General features: G+C 73.2%; 19 protein-coding genes. 14 read left to right on the plus strand and 5 right to left on the minus strand.

Going from position 1 to position 21267, the window contains the following annotated elements; all coding sequences use genetic code 11:
* Nucleotides 1–99: 99 nt before the first annotated feature.
* The 11 genes from ACFTWP_RS20260 (at nucleotide 100) to ACFTWP_RS20310 (ending at nucleotide 14208) form a co-directional block, all read left to right on the plus strand.
* The gene (locus tag ACFTWP_RS20260) at nucleotides 100–1035 is read left to right on the plus strand and encodes an ABC transporter permease (protein WP_380265976.1); all 936 of its coding nucleotides are present in this window, start codon (nucleotides 100–102) and stop codon (nucleotides 1033–1035) included.
* A 19-nt stretch (nucleotides 1036–1054) separates the two neighbouring features.
* Nucleotides 1055–1855, plus strand: coding sequence for an ABC transporter ATP-binding protein (locus ACFTWP_RS20265; protein ID WP_380266051.1), 801 nt, complete (start codon nucleotides 1055–1057; stop codon nucleotides 1853–1855).
* A 280-nt stretch (nucleotides 1856–2135) separates the two neighbouring features.
* Nucleotides 2136–3077, plus strand: coding sequence for a squalene synthase HpnC (hpnC, locus tag ACFTWP_RS20270; protein WP_380265977.1), 942 nt, complete (start codon nucleotides 2136–2138; stop codon nucleotides 3075–3077).
* Nucleotides 3078–3118: 41 nt separating this feature from the next.
* Entirely contained in the window at nucleotides 3119–3976 is an 858-nt protein-coding gene (gene hpnD / locus ACFTWP_RS20275; protein WP_380266052.1) for a presqualene diphosphate synthase HpnD, read from the plus strand.
* Nucleotides 3977–4079: 103 nt separating this feature from the next.
* Nucleotides 4080–5507: a hydroxysqualene dehydroxylase HpnE gene (gene hpnE, locus ACFTWP_RS20280; RefSeq protein WP_380265978.1), complete on the plus strand. Its 1428-nt coding sequence runs from the start codon at nucleotides 4080–4082 to the stop codon at nucleotides 5505–5507.
* Entirely contained in the window at nucleotides 5504–6733 is a 1230-nt protein-coding gene (locus ACFTWP_RS20285; RefSeq protein ID WP_380265979.1) for a polyprenyl synthetase family protein, read from the plus strand. The genes hpnE and ACFTWP_RS20285 overlap by 4 nt, the downstream gene beginning before the upstream one ends.
* A 202-nt stretch (nucleotides 6734–6935) precedes the next feature.
* The gene (gene shc / locus ACFTWP_RS20290; protein WP_380266054.1) at nucleotides 6936–8891 is read left to right on the plus strand and encodes a squalene--hopene cyclase; all 1956 of its coding nucleotides are present in this window, start codon (nucleotides 6936–6938) and stop codon (nucleotides 8889–8891) included.
* Nucleotides 8888–9646, plus strand: coding sequence for a 1-hydroxy-2-methyl-2-butenyl 4-diphosphate reductase (locus tag ACFTWP_RS20295; protein ID WP_380265980.1), 759 nt, complete (start codon nucleotides 8888–8890; stop codon nucleotides 9644–9646). The genes shc and ACFTWP_RS20295 overlap by 4 nt, the downstream gene beginning before the upstream one ends.
* A gap of 2 nt (nucleotides 9647–9648) precedes the next feature.
* Nucleotides 9649–10677: an adenosyl-hopene transferase HpnH gene (hpnH, locus tag ACFTWP_RS20300; protein ID WP_380265981.1), complete on the plus strand. Its 1029-nt coding sequence runs from the start codon at nucleotides 9649–9651 to the stop codon at nucleotides 10675–10677.
* Between the two features lie 200 nt (nucleotides 10678–10877).
* Nucleotides 10878–12788: a 1-deoxy-D-xylulose-5-phosphate synthase gene (gene dxs / locus ACFTWP_RS20305; RefSeq protein ID WP_380265982.1), complete on the plus strand. Its 1911-nt coding sequence runs from the start codon at nucleotides 10878–10880 to the stop codon at nucleotides 12786–12788.
* Nucleotides 12778–14208: an aspartate aminotransferase family protein gene (locus tag ACFTWP_RS20310; RefSeq protein WP_380265983.1), complete on the plus strand. Its 1431-nt coding sequence runs from the start codon at nucleotides 12778–12780 to the stop codon at nucleotides 14206–14208. The genes dxs and ACFTWP_RS20310 overlap by 11 nt, the downstream gene beginning before the upstream one ends.
* 107 nt (nucleotides 14209–14315) lie before the next feature.
* Here ACFTWP_RS20310 and ACFTWP_RS20315 read toward each other — a convergent pair whose 3' ends face one another.
* Nucleotides 14316–14588, minus strand: coding sequence for a DUF6343 family protein (locus tag ACFTWP_RS20315; protein ID WP_380265984.1), 273 nt, complete (start codon nucleotides 14586–14588; stop codon nucleotides 14316–14318).
* Nucleotides 14589–14745: 157 nt separating this feature from the next.
* Here ACFTWP_RS20315 and ACFTWP_RS20320 point away from each other — a divergent pair, with 157 nt between their 5' ends.
* Complete coding sequence (locus ACFTWP_RS20320; protein WP_380265985.1) at nucleotides 14746–14934, plus strand: I78 family peptidase inhibitor; 189 nt, start codon at nucleotides 14746–14748, stop codon at nucleotides 14932–14934.
* Here ACFTWP_RS20320 and ACFTWP_RS20325 read toward each other — a convergent pair.
* Nucleotides 14861–15721 (minus strand): phosphatase PAP2 family protein, encoded by an 861-nt coding sequence (locus ACFTWP_RS20325; protein ID WP_380265986.1) that lies wholly within the window; start codon nucleotides 15719–15721, stop codon nucleotides 14861–14863. The two genes, ACFTWP_RS20320 and ACFTWP_RS20325, sit on opposite strands and share 74 nt — an antisense overlap.
* 174 nt (nucleotides 15722–15895) lie before the next feature.
* Nucleotides 15896–16735, minus strand: a complete 840-nt coding sequence (locus ACFTWP_RS20330) for a helix-turn-helix domain-containing protein (protein ID WP_380265987.1) — start codon at nucleotides 16733–16735, stop codon at nucleotides 15896–15898.
* A gap of 86 nt (nucleotides 16736–16821) precedes the next feature.
* On the opposite strand from ACFTWP_RS20330, the gene ACFTWP_RS20335 reads away from it, so the two are divergent.
* Nucleotides 16822–17784 (plus strand): LLM class flavin-dependent oxidoreductase, encoded by a 963-nt coding sequence (locus ACFTWP_RS20335; protein ID WP_380265988.1) that lies wholly within the window; start codon nucleotides 16822–16824, stop codon nucleotides 17782–17784.
* Nucleotides 17785–17966: 182 nt separating this feature from the next.
* Here ACFTWP_RS20335 and fabG read toward each other — a convergent pair whose 3' ends face one another.
* Nucleotides 17967–18767, minus strand: coding sequence for a 3-oxoacyl-ACP reductase FabG (gene fabG / locus ACFTWP_RS20340; RefSeq protein ID WP_380265989.1), 801 nt, complete (start codon nucleotides 18765–18767; stop codon nucleotides 17967–17969).
* A 410-nt stretch (nucleotides 18768–19177) separates the two neighbouring features.
* Here fabG and ACFTWP_RS20345 point away from each other — a divergent pair, with 410 nt between their 5' ends.
* Entirely contained in the window at nucleotides 19178–20074 is an 897-nt protein-coding gene (locus ACFTWP_RS20345) for a MarR family transcriptional regulator (RefSeq protein ID WP_380265990.1), read from the plus strand.
* Between the two features lie 161 nt (nucleotides 20075–20235).
* On the opposite strand, the gene ACFTWP_RS20350 is transcribed toward ACFTWP_RS20345, so the two are convergent.
* A complete protein-coding gene (locus ACFTWP_RS20350; protein ID WP_380265991.1) occupies nucleotides 20236–21099 on the minus strand; it encodes an aldo/keto reductase in 864 nt (287 codons plus the stop codon).
* Nucleotides 21100–21267 lie beyond the last annotated feature (168 nt).

Here is a 21267-nt window from a genome sequence, read left to right on the forward strand (position 1 = left end):
GGCCGAATCCCCCGTGATCCCCTGGATCCCCCTCGGCGAACGGCCGGCGTCCCCCCCGCCGCCCGCTCGCCCGACTCCCGATCCCTGCGAAGGACGAATGTGTCGACAGTGAGTGAACCTGCCAGCCTCTCCGCCCCGAGGGGGGCGGACGCCGGCCTGACCCCCAAGCAGCTCGCGGACAAGTACGGCCTGGCGGTCAGCGGCCGGCGCCCGTCACTGGTCCAGTACACCAAGCAGCTCTGGGCCCGGCGGCACTTCATCTGGGCGTTCGCGACCGCGCGCCTGGTGGCGCAGTACACCGACGCCAAGCTCGGCCAGATCTGGCAGGTGGTTACCCCGCTGCTGAACTGCGCGGTGTTCTACCTGGTCTTCGGTGTGATCCTCTCCAACAAGGACGGCTTCCCGTTCTACGTGGCGTGGCTGTGCATCGGCGTCTTCGTGTTCCAGTTCACGCAGAGCGCGGTGCAGGCCGGCACCCGGGCCATCTCCGACAACCTCGGGCTGATCCGGGCGCTGCACTTCCCGCGGGCCTCGCTGCCGATCGCCTTCACCGTGATCCAGCTCCAGCAGCTGCTGATCTCCCTGGTCGTGCTCGTCGTCGTGGTGATCGCCAGCGGCATCGAGCCCGGCCGGACCTGGCTGCTGGTGGCCCCCGCGCTGGTGCTGCAGTCGATGTTCAACACCGGTGTCGCCCTGATCATGGCCCGGATCGGCGCCAAGACCAGTGACATCTCGCAGCTGATCCCGTTCGCGATGCGGGCGTGGCTGTACATGTCCGGCGTGATGTACAGCATCCAGGACCGCATCGACAACTGGCCCAAGTGGGTCCAGGTTGTGATGACGATCAACCCGGCCTCGGTCTACATGGACCTGGTCCGGCACGCCTTCGCACCGATCATCTACAACAAGCACGAGGAGCACTACCAGGAGCTGCCGGCCCACCTGTGGGCCTACGGCATCGGCTGGGCGGTCGTGATGCTCGTGATCGGATTCGTCTTCTTCTGGAAGGCAGAGGAGGAGTACGGCCGTGGCTGACAGTGCAACGAACGTCGACATCGGGAAGAAGCCGGCCGTGCAGGACACCGTTCCGGCCCGCGAGCCCACCGTGATCGTGGACGACGTCCACATCGTGTACCGGGTGCACGGCGCCGGTTCCGGCAAGGGCAGCGCGACCTCCGCGATCAGCCGGATCATCAGCCGCAAGCGCGCCTCCGGCGTGCGCGAGGTGCACGCCGTGCGCGGCATCAGCTTCACCGCGTACAAGGGCGAGGCCGTCGGCCTGATCGGCTCCAACGGCTCCGGCAAGTCGACCATGCTGGCGGCCATCGCCGGCCTGCTGCCGACCGAGCGCGGGGGCATCTACACCAACGGCCAGCCGTCGCTGCTGGGCGTCAACGCGGCCCTGATGAACGAGCTCACCGGTGAGCGCAACGTCGTCCTGGGCTGCCTGGCGATGGGCATGTCGCCGGCCGAGGTGCGGTCCCGCTACGAGGACATCGTCGACTTCTCGGGGATCAACGACAAGGGCGACTTCATCTCCCTGCCGATGCGCACCTACTCCTCCGGCATGGGCGCCCGGCTGCGGTTCTCCATCGCCGCCGCGAAGACCCACGACGTGCTGCTGATCGACGAGGCGCTGGCCACCGGGGACCAGGCCTTCCAGCAGCGCAGCAAGGCCCGGATCAACGAGCTGCGCAAGGCGGCCGGTACGGTCTTCCTGGTCAGCCACGACAACTCGTCGATCCGCGAGGTGTGCGAGCGGACCATCTGGATCGAGCACGGCGAGCTGGTGATGGACGGGCCGACCGAGGAGGTCGTGTCCGCCTACGAGCGCGGCGAGCGCCCGCAGCGCTGAGCCGTCCGGCCGAGGGGCCGGCGTCCGGGACACCAGCTGTCCCGGACGCCGGCCCCTCCGCCGTGCGGGTGACAGTGCGGTGAGGCGTTCGCAGGCGGTCTTTTGCGGCGCGCTCCGCGGTGTCAGGCTGTACGCCGGGGAGTGGTGCGTCGCACGGGACGCCCGGTATCGGACGCGTGTCCGGGCGAGGTCAGTGGTCCAGGCGGTGTAGAACGGGGGAGTGACAGCAGTGTCGGCTTCGGCCCATCCGAGCAGCGAGCCAGCGGACCAGACGGCAGGCGTGACGCTGGACAAGGCGGACCTGGAGAACTTCCCGGTCGCCCCCTTCTTCCTGCCCGCAGCCTGGCGCACGGACCTGATGGCCGTCTACGGCTTCGCCCGGCTGGTGGACGACGCGGGGGACGGCGACCTCGCCGACCCCGCCGGCACCGCCCGCACGCTGGGGGTCGACCCGGCCGTGCCCGCGCCGCCGCCCCCGGCCCCGGGCGCGCCGGCGGGCCCGCCCACGGCGGTGGAGACCGCGTTCCGGCTCGCCCTGCTCGACGGCCTGGAGCGCGACCTCGACCGGGTGTTCGAGAGCGCCCTGGAGCCGGCGGCCGCCGACCGGCCCCGGCACCCGCTGATGCGCGCCCTCGTCCCGCTGGTGGGCCGGCACGCGCTCACCCCGGAGCCCTTCCGCCGGCTGATCGAGGCCAACCGGGTGGACCAGACCACCGCCCGCTACCCCGGCTACCGCGACCTGATCGACTACTGCCGGCTCTCCGCCGACCCGGTCGGCCGGCTGGTGCTCTCGATCGCCGGTGTCTCCACCCCCGAGCGGGTCGCCCTGTCGGACGCCGTCTGCAGCGCCCTGCAGATCGTCGAGCACCTCCAGGACGTCGCCGAGGACCTCGCCCGGGGCCGGATCTACCTGCCCGCCGAGGACCTCGCGCGGTTCGGCGTCACCGAGGCCGACCTCGCCGCACCCACCGCCGGCCCGGCCGTGCGCGCGCTGATCGCCTTCGAGGCGGACCGGGCCCGGACCCTGCTCGATCGCGGCGCGCCGCTGGTGGGTACGGTTCGGGGGAGGCTCCGACTGCTCCTGGCGGGATTCACCGCCGGCGGCTACGCGGCCCTGGCGGCCGTCGAGGCGGCCGGGTACGACGTACTCGCCCAGCAGGCGAAGCCCGACAAGCGCCGCCTCGCAGCGAAGGCGGCGGCAATCTTCGCGAAGGGAAGGTGAACGCCCGAGTGGCGGCATCACCACTGGCGTCGGCGCAGGTCATGGCGGCCTATCGGTACTGCGAGGCGGTCACCGCCCTGCAGGCCCGCAACTTCAGCTACGGAATCCGGCTGCTGCCGGAACCCAAGCGGCTGGCCATGTCGGCCCTCTACGCCCTGGCCCGCCGGGTCGACGACATCGGCGACGGCGAACTGCCACCCGAGCGCAAGGCCGACCAGCTGCTGCGCACCCGCGAGCTGCTGGACGAGATCCGGGCCGGCGCGGTGGCGGAGGACGACACCGACCCCATCAAGGTCGCCCTGGCGGACGCCGCGCGGCGCTTCCCGATCCCGCTCGGCGGCTTCGACGAGCTGATCGACGGCGTCGAGATGGACCTCAAGGGCGCCGAGTACCAGACCTTCGAGCAGCTCAAGGTCTACTGCCGCTGCGTGGCCGGCTCGATCGGCCGCCTCTCGCTCGGGGTCTACGGCTGCGAGGACCCGGAGCTCGGGGCCCGGTACGCCGACACCCTGGGCCTGGCGCTGCAGCTCACCAACATCCTGCGCGACCTGCGCGAGGACGCGGTCAACGGCCGGACGTACCTGCCCGCCGAGGACCTCGCCCGGTTCGGCTGCGAGGAGGGCTTCGCGCTCGCCGTCCCGCCGGTCGGCGCGGACTTCACGGGGCTGGTGGCCTTCGAGGCCGCGCGCGCCCAGGAGTCCTTCGCCGAAGGCCTGCGCCTGCTGCCGCTGCTGGACCGCCGCAGCCGCGCCTGCACCGCCGCGATGGCCGGCATCTACCACCGTCTGCTCGGCCGGATCGCGGCCGATCCCGAGTCGGTCCTGCGCGGCCGCGTGTCCCTCCCGGGCTGGGAGAAGGCATACGTGGCGCTGTCGGGGCTCGCCGGAGGGCGTTCTTGATTCTCACGCCAGTTATGTCACGCTTTGTCAGCAGGCAATCACGCATGGGCACATCCGCGTCGGACGTCGGCGTCCCGTGCGACCAGGACAGGGGGGAGGGCCGATGAGCGGGCGATCCGGGGGCACCCGACCCACCGCCGTGGTGGTCGGCGGCGGCCTGGCCGGCATCACCGCCGCGCTGCGGCTCGCCGAGGCCGACCACCGGGTCACCCTGGTCGAGGGCCGGCCCCGGCTCGGCGGACTGGCCTTCTCCTTCCAGCGCGGCGAGCTGACCGTCGACAACGGCCAGCACGTCTTCCTGCGCTGCTGCACCGCCTACCGCGGGCTGGTCGACCGGCTCGGCGCCGGCCGCCTGGTCGACATCCAGCCCCGGCTGGACGTCCCGGTCCTCGGCGTGTCCGGATCGGGGCCGGCCACCCGCCGCACCCTGGGCCGGCTGCGCCGGGCCGCCCTGCCCGTCCCGCTGCACCTGGCCGGCAGCCTCGCCGCGTACCCGCACCTGGGCCCGGCCGACCGCCTGCGGGTGGTGCGGGCCGCGCTCGCCCTCAAGGGCCTGGACCTCGCGGACCCGGCGCTCGACGAGATCTCCTTCGGGGACTGGCTGCGCCGCAAGGGCCAGAACGCCGCCACCCTCGCCGCCATGTGGGACCTGGTGGGCGTGGCCACCCTCAACGCCAGGGCCGACCAGGTGTCGCTGGCACTCGCCGCGATGGTCTTCAAGACCGGCCTGCTCTCCGACCCGGGCGCCTCGGACATCGGTACGGCCGCCGTCCCGCTCGGCGCCATCCACCACGACGCGGCGCTCGCGGAGCTGGAGCGCGCCGGAGTGCGCGTGCTGCTGCGCGCCCGCGCGACCGAGCTCAAGCCGGCCGGCCAGCACGCCGTGCGCCTCGACGGCGGCGAACTGCTCTCCGCCGACACGGTCGTCCTCGCCGGCGCCCAGGACACCGCCGCCGCCCTGCTGCCGCCGGACGCGATCGACGGCCAGCAGCGGCTCGCCGGCTTCGGCACCGCGCCCATCCTCAACGTGCACGTGATCTACGACCGCACGGTGCTGCGCCGCCCCTTCTTCGCCGCACTGGGCTCGCCCGTGCAGTGGGTCTTCGACCGCACCGCGCACTCCGGGCTGGCCACCACCGCCCTGGGCGCCGCGCACGCCGGGGCCCAGTACCTGGCCGTGTCCCAGTCCGCCGTCCAGGACGAGATCGACCTGCCGGTCGCCGAGCTGCGCCGCCGCTACCTGCCGGAGCTCGCCCGCCTGCTCCCGGCCGCCGGGGGCGCCGAGGTGCTGGACTTCTTCGTCACCCGCGAGCGCACCGCCACCTTCGACCCGGCCCCGGGCAGCGCCGCGCTGCGGCCGCAGGCCCGGACCCGCGTCCCCGGACTGCTGCTCGCCGGGTCGTGGACGGCCACCGGCTGGCCCGCGACCATGGAGAGCGCCGTGCGCAGCGGCCACGCGGCGGCCGACGCCGCTCTGACCGGCAGCGCCCGTCGCCCGGTCGACCGGGGCGACGGGCGGTGGCCGCGATGACCACCGGACCCGTCCGCACCGACGACGCCCGACCCGGCACCGCGCCGACCGCCGCCGCGCGGTCCGGCGCCGCCGCCGACACCGCAAACACCCGGCCGTCCAGCACGGCCCGGCACCATCAGGGAGAGGGAACGTCCGTGGAGTCACGCATCGGCAGAGGCGCGGGAGGCACGGCGCAGGCCGAGCCGATCTCGGTGCCCGAGCTGCTCGCCCACGCCCGCACGCTCTGTTCCGCCCCGCTGCGGGCCTCGGTGGCCCGCCTGGTGGCCCCGATGGACACCGTGGCGGCCTACCACTTCGGCTGGATCGACCGCGACGGCACCCCCGTGCAGGGCGACAGCGGCAAGGCCGTGCGCCCGGCGCTGGCCCTGCTCTCGGCGCAGGCCGTGGGCGCCGAACCCCAGGCCGGGGTGCCCGGCGGGGTCTCCGTTGAACTGGTGCACAACTTCTCCCTGCTCCATGATGATCTGATGGACGGTGACGAGACCCGACGGCACCGGGCCACCGCCTGGACGGTCTTCGGTCCGGCCCAGGCGATCCTGGTCGGCGACGCCCTGGCGACGCTCGGGACGGAGGTGCTGCTGGACGCCGCCGTGACCGGCGGGGCCTCCGCGGCCGACGCGGCCCGGGCCGTCCGGCTGATCACCACCGCCACCCGCAAGCTCATCGACGGCCAGGCCCAGGACCTCTCCTTCGAGCACCGCGACGTCGTCACCGTCGAGGAGTGCCTGGAGATGGAGGGCAACAAGACCGGCGCCCTGCTCGCCGCCGCCTCCGCGATCGGCGCGGTGCTCGCCGGTGCCGACGACCGCACCTCGGACGCCCTCCAGCGCTACGGCCACCACCTGGGCCTCGCCTTCCAGGCCGTCGACGACCTGCTCGGCATCTGGGGCGCGACCGAGGTCACCGGCAAGCCGCACTGGGGCGACCTGCGCCAGCGCAAGAAGTCCCTGCCGGTCGCCGCGGCCCTGGCCGAGGGCGGCGCGGCCTCGCGCCGGCTGGCCGAGGAGCTCGCCGACCCGAAGGGGCGCGGCGAGGAGAGCGAGCCGCAGCTCGCCGCCCGCGCGGCGCTGATCGAGGCGGCCGGCGGCCGCTCCTGGACCCAGGACGAGGCACGCCGCCAGCACAAGACTGCCCTCGCCGCCCTGGACGAGGTGCCGATGGCCGACACGGTGCGCGAGCACTTCGTCGCACTCGCCGAATTCGTGGTGGTACGAGAGAGGTGACGTCAAGTTGACAGCAACTGCGGACGGCCGGCTCGACCCTGAGTACGATTCCGAGCCGGTCGCGGTGGGCGAGCGCCCACCGGCGCCTGAACGCCTCGCGGGGCACCAGGCGCCGGGAGCGGCTCCGTCCCTGCCCCTCGCGAGCGCCGGGCGGCGGGAGGGTGACGGAGCCAAACCGGTCCGACAAGCTGATGGACCCACTATCGGTGGCGCGGTCCCCGGGGCCGCCTCCGCACAGGAGGCACTGTCCCGCGCCACCACCCACCTGCTGTCGCTGCAGAGCTCCGAGGGCTGGTGGAAGGGTGACCTGGAAACGAACGTCACCATGGACGCCGAGGACTTGTTACTGCGTCAGTTCCTCGGCATCCGGGACGAAGAACTGACCAAGGCCACCGCCGAGTGGATCCGCTCCCAGCAGCGGGACGACGGCACGTGGTCGACCTTCTACGGCGGCCCCGCGGAACTCTCCACCACCGTCGAGGCGTACGTCGCGCTGAAACTCGCCGGGGACGACCCCGGCGCCCCCCACATGCAGGCGGCCGCCCGGCACATCAGGGACAGCGGCGGCATCGCGGCCACCCGGGTCTTCACCCGGATCTGGTTGGCCCTGTTCGGCTGGTGGCCGTGGGAACGGCTACCGGAGATGCCGCCCGAGATCATGTTCCTGCCCAAGTGGCTGCCGCTGAACATCTACGCCTTCGGCTGCTGGGCCCGCCAGACCATCGTCCCGCTCACCGTGGTGTCCGCCCACCGGCCGGTCCGCCCGGCCCCCTTCGCCCTCACCGAGCTGCACGCCGACCCGGCGAACCCCTTCCCCCAACGCCCGCTCGCCCCGCCCACCACCTGGGACGGCATCTTCGAGCGCCTCGACAAGTTCCTGCACGCCTACCACCGGCGGGCCGTCCGCCCGCTGCGCCGGGTCGCCCTGGCGCAGGCCGCCCGCTGGATCGTCGAGCGGCAGGAGGCGGACGGCTGCTGGGGCGGCATCCAGCCCCCCGCCGTCTACTCGCTGATCGCCCTGCACCTCCAGGGCTACGAACTGGAGCACCCCGTCATGCAGGCGGGTCTGGCCGCCTTCGACCGCTTCACCGTGCACACCGAGGACGGCATGCGCTGGATGGAGGCCTGCCAGTCCCCGGTCTGGGACACCTGCCTGGCCACCATCGCGCTGGTCGACGCCGGCGTCGGCGCCGACCACCCGGCCCTGGTGTCCGCGGTCGACTGGATGATCGGCGAGGAGATCACCCGGCGCGGCGACTGGTCCGTCCAGCGCCCCTCGCTGGCCCCCGGCGGCTGGGCCTTCGAGTTCGAGAACGACAACTACCCCGACATCGACGACACCGCCGAGGTGGTCCTCGCCCTGCGCCGGGTGGCGCACCCCGATCCGGCCCGGGTCTCGGGCGCCGTCGGGCGGGCCGTCGACTGGAACCTCGGCATGCAGTCCAAGAACGGCGCCTGGGGCGCCTTCGACGTGGACAACACCAGCACCCTGCCCAACAAGCTGCCGTTCTGCGACTTCGGCGAGGTCGTCGACCCGCCCTCCGCCGACGTCACCGCGCACGTGGTCGAGATGCTCGCCGAGGTCGGCATGGCGGACGACCCCCGTACCCGCCGCGGCGTGCAGTGGCTGCTGCGCAACCAGGAGCAGGACGGCTCCTGGTTCGGCCGCTGGGGCACCAACTACATCTACGGCACCGGCTCCGTCCTGCCGGCCCTGGTCGCCACCGGCGTGCCGGACACCCACCCCGCCGTCCGCCGGGCGGTGCGCTGGCTGGAGGAGCGCCAGAACGCCGACGGCGGCTGGGGCGAGGACATGCGCTCCTACGAGGACCCGCAGAACTGGGCCGGGCGCGGGGACTCCACCGCCTCGCAGACCGCCTGGGCGCTGATGGCCCTGCTGGCCGCCGGCGAGGGGCCGGAGGGCCGGGCCAACCCGGCGGTCGAACGCGGCGTCGACTGGCTGGTGCGCACCCAGCTGCCCGAGGGCACCTGGGACGAACCCCAGTTCACCGGCACCGGGTTCCCGTGGGACTTCTCCATCAACTACCACCTCTACCGCCTGGTCTTCCCCGTCACCGCGCTCGGCCGCTACCTCAACGGCACGCCCGGCGCCGGCGCCCTGGCCGGCAGCGCGCCGGGGATCGGGGCCGCCCGATGAGCACCGCCCCGCTCCTGGTGCTCTGCGCCCTGGGCCCCGAGGTCTGGGCGCTGCGCGGCGGCGACTGGTCGGGCGCGGCCGGCGGCCCGCCCGTGCTGGTGCGCACCGGCATGGGCCGCCGCCGCGCCGGGCTCGCCGTCAGGCGCCTGCTGACCGCCGCGCCCGGCGGGTACGGCGCCCTGGTGGTCGCCGGGTTCGGTGCCGCGGTCGCCCCGGGAATAAGCCCGGGAGACGTCATCGTTGCGAACGGGGTGCGCGACGCCGAAGGCAACCACTTCGCGATCGATTCCGGCCCGACCCTCGCCAAGGCCCTGCAAGCCCGGGGCCTGACCGTCCACATCGGCGCGCACCACACCGCCGACCACGTCGTCCGCGGTCTGGAGCGCCGCGCCCTGCACGCGCAGGGCGCGCTGGCCGTCGACATGGAGGCCGCGGCCGTGCTCGCCCGGCTCCGCGAGCTGCCGCCGGCCCCGCCGGCCGCCGGCGCCACCGGCCCGCTGCCGGCCGCCGTCCTGCGGGTCGTGGTCGACACCCCCGAACGCGAGCTGGTCCGACCCGGCACCCTGCCGGCCGGACTGCGGGCCTGGCGTACGCTGCGCGCCACCGTGCCCGCCCTGGTGGCCTGGCACGCGCAGGCCGCCTCGCCCGCCACCGCCGCGCGGCCGGCCGGCCCGCCCGGCGCGGTCGGCGACCCCGGTGGTCCGCACCCCCCGACTCACCCCACATCCTCGACGCTCCCTCAGGAGGCGAGCTAGCCATGGCCATGCCGCTGCGCCAGACCGTGCGGGTCAGCACCTACCTCATGCAGCAGAAGCTGCTCAAGCGGCGGGACAAATTCCCCCTCATCGTGGAACTGGAGCCGCTGTTCGCCTGCAACCTCGCCTGTGAGGGCTGCGGGAAGATCCAGCACCCGGCGGGGGTGCTCAAGCAGCGCATGCCGGTCGCCCAGGCGGTCGGCGCGGTCCTGGAGTCCGGCGCGCCGATGGTCTCCATCGCGGGCGGCGAGCCGCTGATGCACCCGCAGATCGACGAGATCGTCCGCCAGCTGGTGGAGCGCCGCAAGTACGTCTTCCTCTGCACCAACGCGCTGCTGATGCGCAAGAAGCTGGACAAGTTCACGCCCTCGCCGTACTTCACCTTCACCGTGCACATCGACGGGCTGCGCGAGCGGCACGACGCCTCGGTGGCCAAGGAGGGCACCTTCGACGAGGCGGTGGAGGCGATCAAGGAGGCCAAGCGGCGCGGCTTCCGGGTCACCACCAACAGCACCTTCTTCAACACCGACACCCCGCAGACCATCATCGAGGTGCTCGACTACCTCAACGACGAACTCCAGGTCGACGAGATGATGATCTCCCCGGCCTTCGCCTACGAGAAGGCGCCCGACCAGGAGCACTTCCTCGGCGTCGAGCAGACCAGGGAGCTCTTCAAGAAGACCTTCGCCGGGGGCAACCGCCGCCGGTGGCGCCTCAACCACAGCCCGCTCTTCCTGGACTTCCTGGAGGGCAAGGTCGACTTCGAGTGCACCGCCTGGGGCATCCCCAACTACTCGCTGTTCGGCTGGCAGCGCCCCTGCTACCTGATGTCCGACGGGTACGTGCCGACCTACCGCGAGCTCATCGAGAAGACCGACTGGTCCAAGTACGGCCGCGGCCGCGACCCGCGGTGCGAGAACTGCATGGCGCACTGCGGGTACGAACCGACCGCCGTGCTCGCCACCATGGGCTCGCTCACCGAGTCGCTGCGCGCCCTCCGCGAGACCATCGGCGCCAACCGCCGGAACTGAGGGCCCCGGCCGTCGGGGGGCGGCGCCACCCCCCCCCCGCGGGCCGCCGGCTCCGGGCCCCGCCCGGCACGGGCTCCCCCGTGCCGGGCACCGCCACCCACCCACAGGTCAGACGTGCAGGCGCCCAGCAGGCGCGCCGACCGCTCTCACGGCAGGCTGAACACCCCACTCGTCAGTCGAACAAGTCCTGAGGTGAACCCATGTCACTCCTGCCCGCGATCAAGGGACCAGCAGACCTCAGACACCTGCCCGCGGCGGATCTCCCCCTGCTGGCCGAGGAGATCCGGGACTTCCTGATCGGCGCCGTCACCCGGACGGGCGGCCACCTCGGTCCCAATCTCGGCGTCGTCGAACTCACCATCGCCCTGCACCGGGTCTTCGACTCCCCGTACGACCGGATCGTGTGGGACACCGGGCACCAGAGCTACGTCCACAAGCTGCTCACCGGCCGGCAGGACTTCAGCCGGCTGCGCGCCCGGGGCGGCCTCTCCGGCTACCCCTCGCGGGCCGAGTCCGAGCACGACCTGGTGGAGAACTCGCACGCCTCGACCGCGCTCGCCTACGCCGACGGCCTGGCCAAGGCCACCCAGCTGCTCGGCCAGCACGACCGCCGGACCGTCGCCGTCATCGGCGACGGCGCGCTGACCGGAGGCCTCGCCTGGGAGGCCCTCAACAACATCGCCGAGGCGCAGGACCGGCCGCTGGTCATCGTCGTCAACGACAACGAGCGCTCGTACGCGAAGACGATCGGCGGGCTCGCCCACCACCTCTCGACCCTGCGCACCACCCAGGGCTACGAGCGGTTCCTGGCGCTCGGGAAGGGGGCGCTGCAGCGCACGCCGCTGGTCGGCCAGCCGATCTTCGGCGCGCTGCACGGCGCGAAGAAGGGCTTCAAGGACGCCTTCGCGCCCCAGGGCATGTTCGAGGACCTCGGCCTGAAGTACCTCGGCCCGATCGACGGCCACGACGTCGGCGCCGTCGAGCAGGCGCTGCGCCAGGCCGGGGGCTTCGGCGGCCCGGTCATCGTGCACTGCCTGACCGTCAAGGGCCGCGGCTACCGCCCCGCCGAGCAGGACGAGGCCGACCGGTTCCACGCGGTCGGCCCGATCGACCCGTACACCTGCCTGCCCATCTCGCCGAGCGGCGGCACCTCCTGGACGTCGGTCTTCGGCAACGAGATGCTCGCCCTCGGGGCCGAGCGGCCGGACCTGGTCGCGATCACCGCGGCGATGCTCCAGCCCGTCGGACTGGCCAAGTTCGCGCAGGCCTACCCCGAGCGGACCTTCGACGTCGGGATCGCCGAGCAGCACGCCGTCACCAGCGCCGCGGGCCTGGCCACCGGCGGGCTGCACCCGGTCGTGGCCGTCTACGCGACCTTCCTCAACCGGGCCTTCGACCAGGTGCTGATGGACGTCGCGCTGCACCGGCTGGGCGTCACCTTCGTGCTCGACCGGGCCGGCGTCACCGGCACCGACGGCGCCTCCCACAACGGCATGTGGGACATGTCCGTCCTCCAGGTGGTGCCCGGCCTGCGACTGGCCGCCCCGCGCGACGCCGACCAGCTGCGGGCGCAGCTGCGGGAGGCGGTCGAGGTGACCGACGCGCCCACCGTGGTGCGGTTCCCCAAGGCCGACACCGGCCCGGCGATCCCCGCCCTGGAGCGGATCGGCGGCGTCGACGTGCTGCAGCGCACCGGCCCCGCCCCCGAGATCCTGCTGGTCGCCGTCGGCACCACCGCCCCCGCCTGCCTGGACGCCGCCGCCCTGCTGCTCGCCGAGGGCTTCACCACCACCGTGGTGGACCCGCGCTGGGTCAAGCCGGTGGACCCGGCCCTGGTCGAACTCGCCGCCGCCCACCGCCTGGTGGTCACCGTCGAGGACAACGGCCGGGTCGGCGGCGTGGGCGCCGCCGTCGCCCAGGCCATGCGGGACGCCGAGATCGACACCCCGCTGCGGGTGCTCGGCATTCCCCAGGAGTTCCTCGCCCACGCCTCGCGCGGCGAGATCCTGGAGGAGATCGGCCTCACCGGAACCGGCGTGGCCGCCCAGACCGCCGCCATCGCCAAGCGGCTGCTACCGACCCGAGGAGCGAACCAGCGCCATGCCGGCTGACCCCAGCACCGAACCGGCCCCCGCCCGCCCGGCCGCGGCCCCGGGCTTCGACCTCGCCGCGCTGATCGCCGAACGCGGCTCCGAGCGCTACGAGTTGCACGGCAGGTACCTCAACCCGCAGCTGCCCCGGATGCTGCACACCATCGGCTTCGACAAGTACTACGAGCGGGCCGAGGGCCCGTACTTCTACGACGCCGAGGGCAACGAGTACCTGGACATGCTGGCCGGGTTCGGCATCTTCGCGCTCGGCCGGCACCACCCGGTCGTACGGGCCGCCGTCCAGCAGGTGATGGACCTCGAACTGCCCGACCTCACCCGCTTCGACTGCTCACCGCTGCCCGGGCTGCTGGCGGAGGAACTGCTCTCGTACACCCCCGGGCTGGACCGGGTGTTCTTCGGCAACAGCGGCACCGAGGCGGTCGAGACGGCGCTGAAGTTCGCCCGGTACGCCACCGGGCGCCGCCGCGTCCTCTACTGCGACCACGCCTTCCACGGGCTGACCGCCGGCTCGCTCTCGGTCAACGGCGAGAGCGGCTTCCGCAAGGGCTTCGACCCGCTGCTGCCCGACACCGCGATCCCGCTGGGGGACCTCGGCGCGCTCGCCCGCGAGCTCAAGCGGGGCGACGTGGCGGCGCTGATCGTCGAGCCGATCCAGGGCAAGGGCGTGCACGCGCCGTCGCCCGGCTGGCTGCGCGCCGCCCAGGCCCTGCTGCACGAGCACAAGGCCCTGCTGATCTGCGACGAGGTGCAGACCGGGATCGGCCGCACCGGGGAGTTCTTCGCCTACCAGCACGAGGAGGGCGTGCTCCCGGACCTGGTGTGCGCGGCCAAGGCGCTCTCCGGCGGGTACGTGCCGATCGGCGCGACCCTCGGCAAGGGCTGGATCTTCGAGAAGGTGTACTCCTCGATGGACCGCGTCCTGGTCCACTCGGCGAGCTTCGGCTCCAACGCCCAGGCGATGGCCGCGGGGCTGGCCACCCTGCACGTCCTGCGCGACGAGAAGGTGGTGGAGAACGCCCGGCGGGTCGGCGACCTCCTCCGCGAGCGCCTCGCCGCGCTGACCGACCGGTACGAGCTGCTGGCCGACGTCCGCGGCCGGGGGCTGATGATCGGCATCGAGTTCGGCCGGCCGAAGTCGCTGAAGCTGCGCACCGGGTGGACGGCCCTGCAGGCGGCCCGCAAGGGCCTGTTCGCGCAGATGGTGGTGGTCCCGCTGCTCCAGCGGCACCGGATCCTCACCCAGGTGTCGGGCGACCACCTGGAGGTCATCAAACTGATCCCGCCGCTGACCGTCACCGAGCGGGACGTCGACCGCTTCCTGGACGCGTTCACCGACGTGATGGACGACGCGCACCGGGGCAGCGGCCTGATGTGGGACTTCGGACGCACGCTGGTCAAGCAGGCGGTCGGCAGCCGCTGAGGTCCGCCCGTCCTGTCCCGCCGTCCTGTCCCGCCGTCCCGTCCCGACGCCCTGTCCTGTCGCGCGACGGGGGCGGGGCGGACCGGTGCGCCGGCCGGCCCCGCCCGTCAGAGCTCCGTCTGCCGGCGGCGCAGCACGATCCAGAGGTCCACCAGGGCGAACAGGGTCAGCGCGCCGCAGGCGATCGCGAACCCGATCAGGGTGTCCCGGGTGGGCTCGCCACCCGGCCGGGCCCTGGCGGCGAACACCGCGAAGCCGACGGTGCAGAGGGCGAAGAACGGCGTGAAGGTGAGCGACAGCAGCAGCCGGAGCTTGAGGTCGCTGCGGGCCGTGGCCGGCTCGGTGCCGCTGCGCCAGCGTCTGGGGGTCGTCGCGCGCACCTCGCTCACCTCCTGGCGGCGCCCGGTGTCCGGGTGGGCGGTCTACGATTCCAGCGTACGTCCGTCGGCGGGACGTGACCGTGCCGCGGGACGGGTGCCGGACGGGTGCCCCGCGGTGGTCCCGGCGGGCGTGCCGCCGTACCGAAGGGGGAGCGAGATGGCCGACGACCGGACCGGGGAGTTTCCCGGACTGTCCGCCGAGGAGGCCGGGGAACTGGCCCGAGCCCGTGGCTGGGACACCGTCCGGGTGCTGGAGCCCGGCGCCATGATCACTATGGAGTACCGCGAGGGTCGGTTGAACCTGACGGTGCGGGACGGGGTCGTGGAACGAGCCTGGGAGGGGTGAGCCCGGTCGCCGGTGCCCGGGCGGCCTCGGGATCGACCGGGAGGGAGCGGGCCCGCCCGGGCCCCCGGCGGCGGGCCGCGAACCGGCCGGCGACGGAGGTCAGCAGCGGCTCGGCCAGCGGGAGGGCCAGCAGCACCAGCAGACCGGCCGCCCAGCCGGCGAGCACGTCGCTCACCCAGTGCGTGCCGAGGTACACGGTGGTGAGTCCGATCGAGCAGGCGGTGGCGCCGGCCAGTACGGCGCCGGTGCGCCGCCAGCGCGCCGCGAGGTAGGCGAGCACGCCCCAGGTCACCACGGCGTTGGCGGTGTGTCCGGAGGGGAAGACGGTGCCGCCCGAGAACAGTTCGGCCGAGCCGACGTAGTGGGCGTAGTGCGGGCCCAGCCGGCCGGTGACGATCTTCACGGTGCCGACCGTGACGTTGAGCAGCAGCAGTGCGGTGGCCATCACCAGCAGCGGGCGCGCGGTGTGCGTCCGGCAGGCCCGCCAGAGCAGCCAGCCCCCCGCCGCGATCGCGGAGGGCCCGCGCTGGCCCGCCACCACCCAGGCGCTCAGCAGCGGCTCCAGCTCGGGCCAGCGGTGGTACGGCCGGACCAGCCTGGCCCACCAGTCGAGGTCCACCAGGGCGGTGTCCAGGAGCACGCCGGCGATCACGATCAGGTAGGCCAGTGCGGTGAGGGCCAGCAGGGTGGCTTGGGTCCGGTTCAGCGGGGGCCAGCTGGAATAGGCCGGGTCGGGACCGGCCGGCGGCCTGGTCGGGGCCGGTGATGATTCGGTCTGCGCATGCACGGAATGGAGATTACCCGCGTCAAGAATTCATGAGTCCTTTTTCCCGAGGAAAAGGTCGCAGGTCAAAGTGTGTGCTAAGCGCACGCTCGGCGGGAGTCCACCTGTTGGGGGCTCCCGTGCGCCGGGTGGCGGCGGTTTTGCGGAACAGCTCCCCGGGTAATTCCTGTTCGAATGTCAGAGCGAGTCTCGAATGGGAATTCCCGAATATCCGGCCGGTCGGACCGCGGGGCCCGGCGCGGCCGGCCGGTCGGCGTCGCACAGCCCCGCGAGGATCGTCGAGGTGGCCCGGTCGGCGGGCAGGAAGGCCTCCAGCTTCAGCTCGGCCAGGGTCACGTCGGCCGCCGTGGCGAAGGTGGTGATGGTGGTGATCAGCCGCAGCAGGCCGTGCCGGGAGCGCAGCTCCATCGGCACCGCGAAGCCGAGCGGGGCCGTGGTGGGCGCCCGCGCCGGCAGGTAGGAGCCGAGCTCGGCGTGCAGGGCGTCCAGTCGCTCGTCCGGGTGGCGCTCCGCCTCGCGCCGCAGGGCCGTCAGGATGTGCTGCGCCCACTCGGGGAGGTTCTCGATCCTCGGCGCCAGCCCCCGCGGGTGCAGGGCCACCCGGTAGACGTTCGTCGCCGGGCCCAGCAGGTCGGCCGGGACGCCCTCGGTCAGCAGGCCGAACGCGGTGTTGGCCGCGACGAGTTCGCCGTAGCGGTCGACGACCACCGCCGGGTAGGGCAGGTGCCCGGTCAGGATGTGCTCCAGCGCGTCCAGTACGGGGGCGAGTTCGGGGTCGGTCAGGGCGCCGCTCGGATAGGCGGGCGCGAAGCCGGCCGACAGCAGCAGGTCGTTGCGCTCGCGCAGGGGCAGCTCCAGGGACTCGGCCAGCCGGATGACCAGCTCCCGGCCGGGAGCCGAGCGGCCGGTCTCGACGAAGCTGAGGTGCCGCTGGGTGGTGCCGGCCCGGTCCGCGAGTTCGAGCTGGCTGAGGCGGCGTCGGGTGCGCCGCTCGCGCAGTGCCTGAGGGAAGTCCACGGCCAAGTTCTAGTGCCCGCGGCGAGGGAATCGCCATTCCCCGCAGGGAATTGCCCGGCCCGCCGCCCGGGGCGAGGCTGGCTGCCATGGACGACGAGATGCGTGTGGGTGTGGTGCTGCCGACCGGTGCGGCGCAGTGGGACGGGGCCGGCGGGCCGCGCGGCCTGATCGGGTTCGGGGCGCGGGCCGAGGAGTTCGGGTTCGACTCGCTCTGGGCCGGGGACACCCTGCTCAAACCGATGCTCGACCCGCTCGCCCTGCTCGGCGCGCTGGCCGCGCGGACCGAGCGGGTCACCCTCGGCACCGCCGCCCTGCTGCCCGCCTTCCGCCGGCCGGTGCAGACCGCCCGGGCGCTGGCCTCGCTGGACCTGCTCTCGGCCGGACGGCTGGTGGTGACCGTCGGCGCGGGCTTCCCGAACCGCTCCGAACGGGAGTACGCCGTGTCGGAGGTGCCCTGGGAGCGCCGCTTCGGACGGCTCGACGAGACGGTGGCGCTCTGGCGCCGGCTGTGGACGGCCACCGGGCCGTCCGACTTCCACGGCAAGGTGCTGCACTTCGACGACCTGCCCCAGGGGCTCGCCCCGCACCGCCCCGGCGGCCCGCCGGTCTGGCTGGGCGGGGCGACCCCGGCGGCGCTGGCCCGTACCGGCCGGCTCTACGACGGGTGGCTGCCGTACCCGCCGGACCACCGCGACTACCGGCCGGGCCTGGCGGACGTACGGGCCGCGGCCACCGGGGCCGGCCGGGAGGCGGCCGCGATCACCCCGGCGCTCTACTGCACGGTGCTGGTGACGCCGGGTCGGGAGGGTGGGCGCGAGGGCCTGGACGCCTTCTGCCGGGCGACGTACGGGGTGCCGCTGGAGGTGGCCGAGACGATCCAGTGCCTGGTGGCCGGCCCTGCCGAGGAGGTCGCGCGGCGGCTGCGGGCGTACTCGGCGGCGGGAGCGAGGCACCTGGTCTGCCGGCTCGGCGTGGCCGACGCGCGGGGGCAGGCGGAGCAGCTGGAACGGCTCGCCGGTCTGCTGCCCGTGCTGCGGGGCCTGGGGTGAGCGGGCGGCGGGCCGTTGAGGCGCCGGGCCGCCGGGCCGCCGGGCCGCGCCCGGTGCGGTCGAGCCCGCCCCGCACCTCGGACACGTCCACGCCCCCGTGGAGCCCCGGGCATGTTCATGCCTCTATATAGAGGTGCGCCCCCGGCCGTGGTCGACCGGGGGCGGCTCTCGCGGTGGGCGGATCAGTCGAGTGGTCCACCGGCGACGTAGATGACCTGGCCGGAGACGAAGCCGGCGCCCTCGCCGGCCAGGAACGAGATGGTGTTGGCGATGTCCTCGGGGACGCCGACCCGGTTGACCGGGATCTGGGTGGCGGCCGCCCGCTTGAAGTCCTCGAAGTCCATGCCCACCCGGGCGGCGGTGGCCGCGGTCATCTCGGTGGCGATGAAGCCGGGGGCCACGGCGTTGGCGGTGACGCCGAACTTGCCGAGCTCGATCGCCAGGGTCTTGGTGAAGCCCTGCAGGCCCGCCTTGGCGGCGGAGTAGTTCGCCTGGCCGCGGTTGCCCTGCGCCGAGGAGGAGGAGAGGTTGACGATGCGTCCGAAGCCGGCGTCGACCATGTGCTTCTGCACCGCGCGGGTCATCAGGAAGGCGCCCTTGAGGTGCACGTTCATCACGGTGTCCCAGTCGGACTCGGACATCTTGAACAGCAGGTTGTCACGCAGCACGCCGGCGTTGTTGACCAGGACGACCGGGGCGCCGAGTTCGGCCGCGATCCGCTCGACGGCGGCCTGGACCTGCTCGGCGTCGGAGACGTCGGCGCCGACGGCCAGCGCCCGGCCGCCGGCCGCGACGATCCGGTCGACGGTGTCCTTGCCGGCCGCCTCGTCGAGGTCGACCACGGCGACGGCGTACCCGTCGGCGGCCAGCCGCAGCGCGGTGGCGGCGCCGATCCCGCGGGCGGCGCCGGTGACGACCGCGACCCTGGCCCCCTCCTGCCCGGCGGCGGACGGGGTGCGGGGTGCGGTGCTCTGCTCGGTCATGCTCGGTCTCGTCTCTCTCGTGGGGTTGCTGGCCGGTCCGCTCGAAAAAAATTCGTCACGGTCGGCCGGAGGGTGGCGTTGAGAGCGCTTCGCCGACACCTTACCGACGAGTAGGCAACCGAACCAGAGGACAGAGCCGCAGGTGACCGAGGGTAAGGACCGGCCGGTCGGCTTTCTGCTGCGAGTGGGTGAACGACACCCCGCCCGGACGAGTAAATATGCCAAGTTCCCGGAAGTTGCGTCTACTATCGGCCCCCGTCTGCCAGCAGGGCCTTGGCGTTTGTATAGTGTGCGCCAGCAGCCACCGGCTGCACGGCTGGCGCGCCCTCCCTCATAGCGGGACGCCCACACGCCGTTACTGCCCCACCCGGGTGTCCCACACACACCGGGTGTGACATCGGGACGGATACATGGTGCTGGGGGAGATCCCGACGACCCGCGTGTCCGCGCGACTGCAGCAGTCGCCCGGACACCTCATCCGCGTTGCACAGCAGGTCCACACCCGCCTGTGGTCCGAGCACGTCGGAGCCGACCTCACGGCTCCGCAGTTCGCGGTACTGCTGGTTCTCGCCCTCGAACCGGGCGCCGACCAGCGCACGGTGGGGGAGCGGGCCTCGCTCGACAAGGCCACGATGGCCGAAATGGTCGCCCGTCTGGTGCGGCGGGGCCTGGTGCTGCGGCGCCGGGACCCGGCAGACGGCCGACGCAAGCTGCTGGCACTCTCTCAGAACGGTGCGCAGGCGGTCCGCGAGGCCACCGGCGGAGTGGTTCGCGTGCAGCGCACGCTGTTCGAGCCGCTCAGCCCGGAGGAGCAACTGGAGATCGTCCGGGTGATGGCGCGGATAGCCAGGCTGGAGCCGGCCGCAGTGGCCGTCCTGACCGACGCCCGTCCGATGCTCGACGCCCAGCGGGCGATCGGCTACCTGATCCGGGTCGGCCAGCAGGTGCACACCAAGCTCTGGTCCGAGCACGTCGGTTCCGAGCTGACGGCGCCGCAGTACGCGGTGCTGGACGCGCTGGAGCTGGAGCCGGGCGCCGACCAGCGCACGGTGGGCGAGCTCGCCTCGCTGGACAAGGCGACGATGGCCGAGATGGTCAGCCGTCTCGTCCGCCGTGGCCTGGTGCTCCGTCGCCGCGACCCCTCGGACGGCCGCCGCAACCTGCTCTCGCTGTCCTCGGCGGGCCAGGACCTGCTGCACCGCTCGGCGGCCGGGGTCCGTGAGGTCCAGTGCCTGCTGCTCTCTCCGCTGGAGGAGCACGAGCACGAGGCGGCCCTCGCGCTGCTCGCCAAGGCCGCCCGTCTGTAGAGCAGCCAAAACGATTCGCCTGAGCCCGAAGGCCGTCACCCCGACCAGGGGGTGACGGCCTTCGGCGTCGACCTGCCGTCAGATCGCGGCCCGGCCGATCGCGCGGCGGGCCGGACGGGTCGCGTCCGGCCCCGCGGTCGGCCGGGCCGCGGCCGGGCACGTCAGTTCCAGTCGAAGCCCTGCGGGTCCGGGCCGAGCCGCTCGCCGGTCTCGACGGCGGCGATCGCGGCGAGGTCCTCGGCGTCCAGCTCGAAGCCGGCGACGTCCAGGTTCTCCCTGATCCGCGACGGGGTGACCGACTTCGGGATCGCGATCACGCCGCTCTGCAGGTGCCAGCGCAGGACGACCTGGGCGACGGTCCGGCCGTGCTTCTCGGCCACCTTCACCAGCGCGGGCTCGGCCAGCAGGCCCTTGCCCTGGCCCAGCGGGCTCCACGCCTCGGTGGCGATGCCGTGCTGGGCGTGGAAGGCGCGGAGCTGGCGCTGCGGGAAGTGCGGGTGCAGCTCGACCTGGTTGAGGACCGGCACCACGGAGGACTCCTCCAGCAGGCGGGTCAGCTGCTCGGGGCCGAAGTTCGAGACGCCGACGGACTTCACCCGGCCGTCCGCGAGCAGCTGCTCGAAGGCCTTCCAGACGTTCGGGTAGCTGCCGTGCATCGGGCGGGGCCAGTGGATCAGGTACAGGTCGACGTAGTCGAGGCCCAGCTTGTCCAGCGAGGTGTCGAAGGCCTTGAGGACCGCGTCGCGGCCCTGCTCGCCCGTCCAGTCGGCGGTGCCGGAGTTCCACAGCTTGGTGGTGACGTACAGGTCCTCGCGGCGGACGCCGGCCTTGAGGGCCTCGGCGATCGCCTGGCCGGTGCCGGCCTCGTTCTCGTAGATCGCGGCGGTGTCGATCGAGCGGTAGCCCGCCTCGATCGCGGTGCGGACGGCGGCGGTCGCCTCGGCGTCCGGGACCTGCCAGACGCCGAAACCGAGCTGCGGGATCTTCACCCCGTTGTTGAGGGTGACGTGGGGGATGGTGCTCACGGGAAGGGATGCCCTCCTGGTCGTCCGACGGGGTTCCGGATCTTGGCAACCAGGAGGGCGCCGTCGATGTTCCCGGTCCGGCGGGGAAAGTCGGCAGGTCGGCGGACGGCCGGAAAACCTGTTGCGTACGTCACATCGATACGGGCAGGCTCGATTCCCATGACGTCC

It is taken from the genome of Kitasatospora sp. NPDC057015, assembly GCF_042673745.1.
Taxonomy (GTDB): Bacteria; Actinomycetota; Actinomycetes; order Streptomycetales; family Streptomycetaceae; genus Kitasatospora.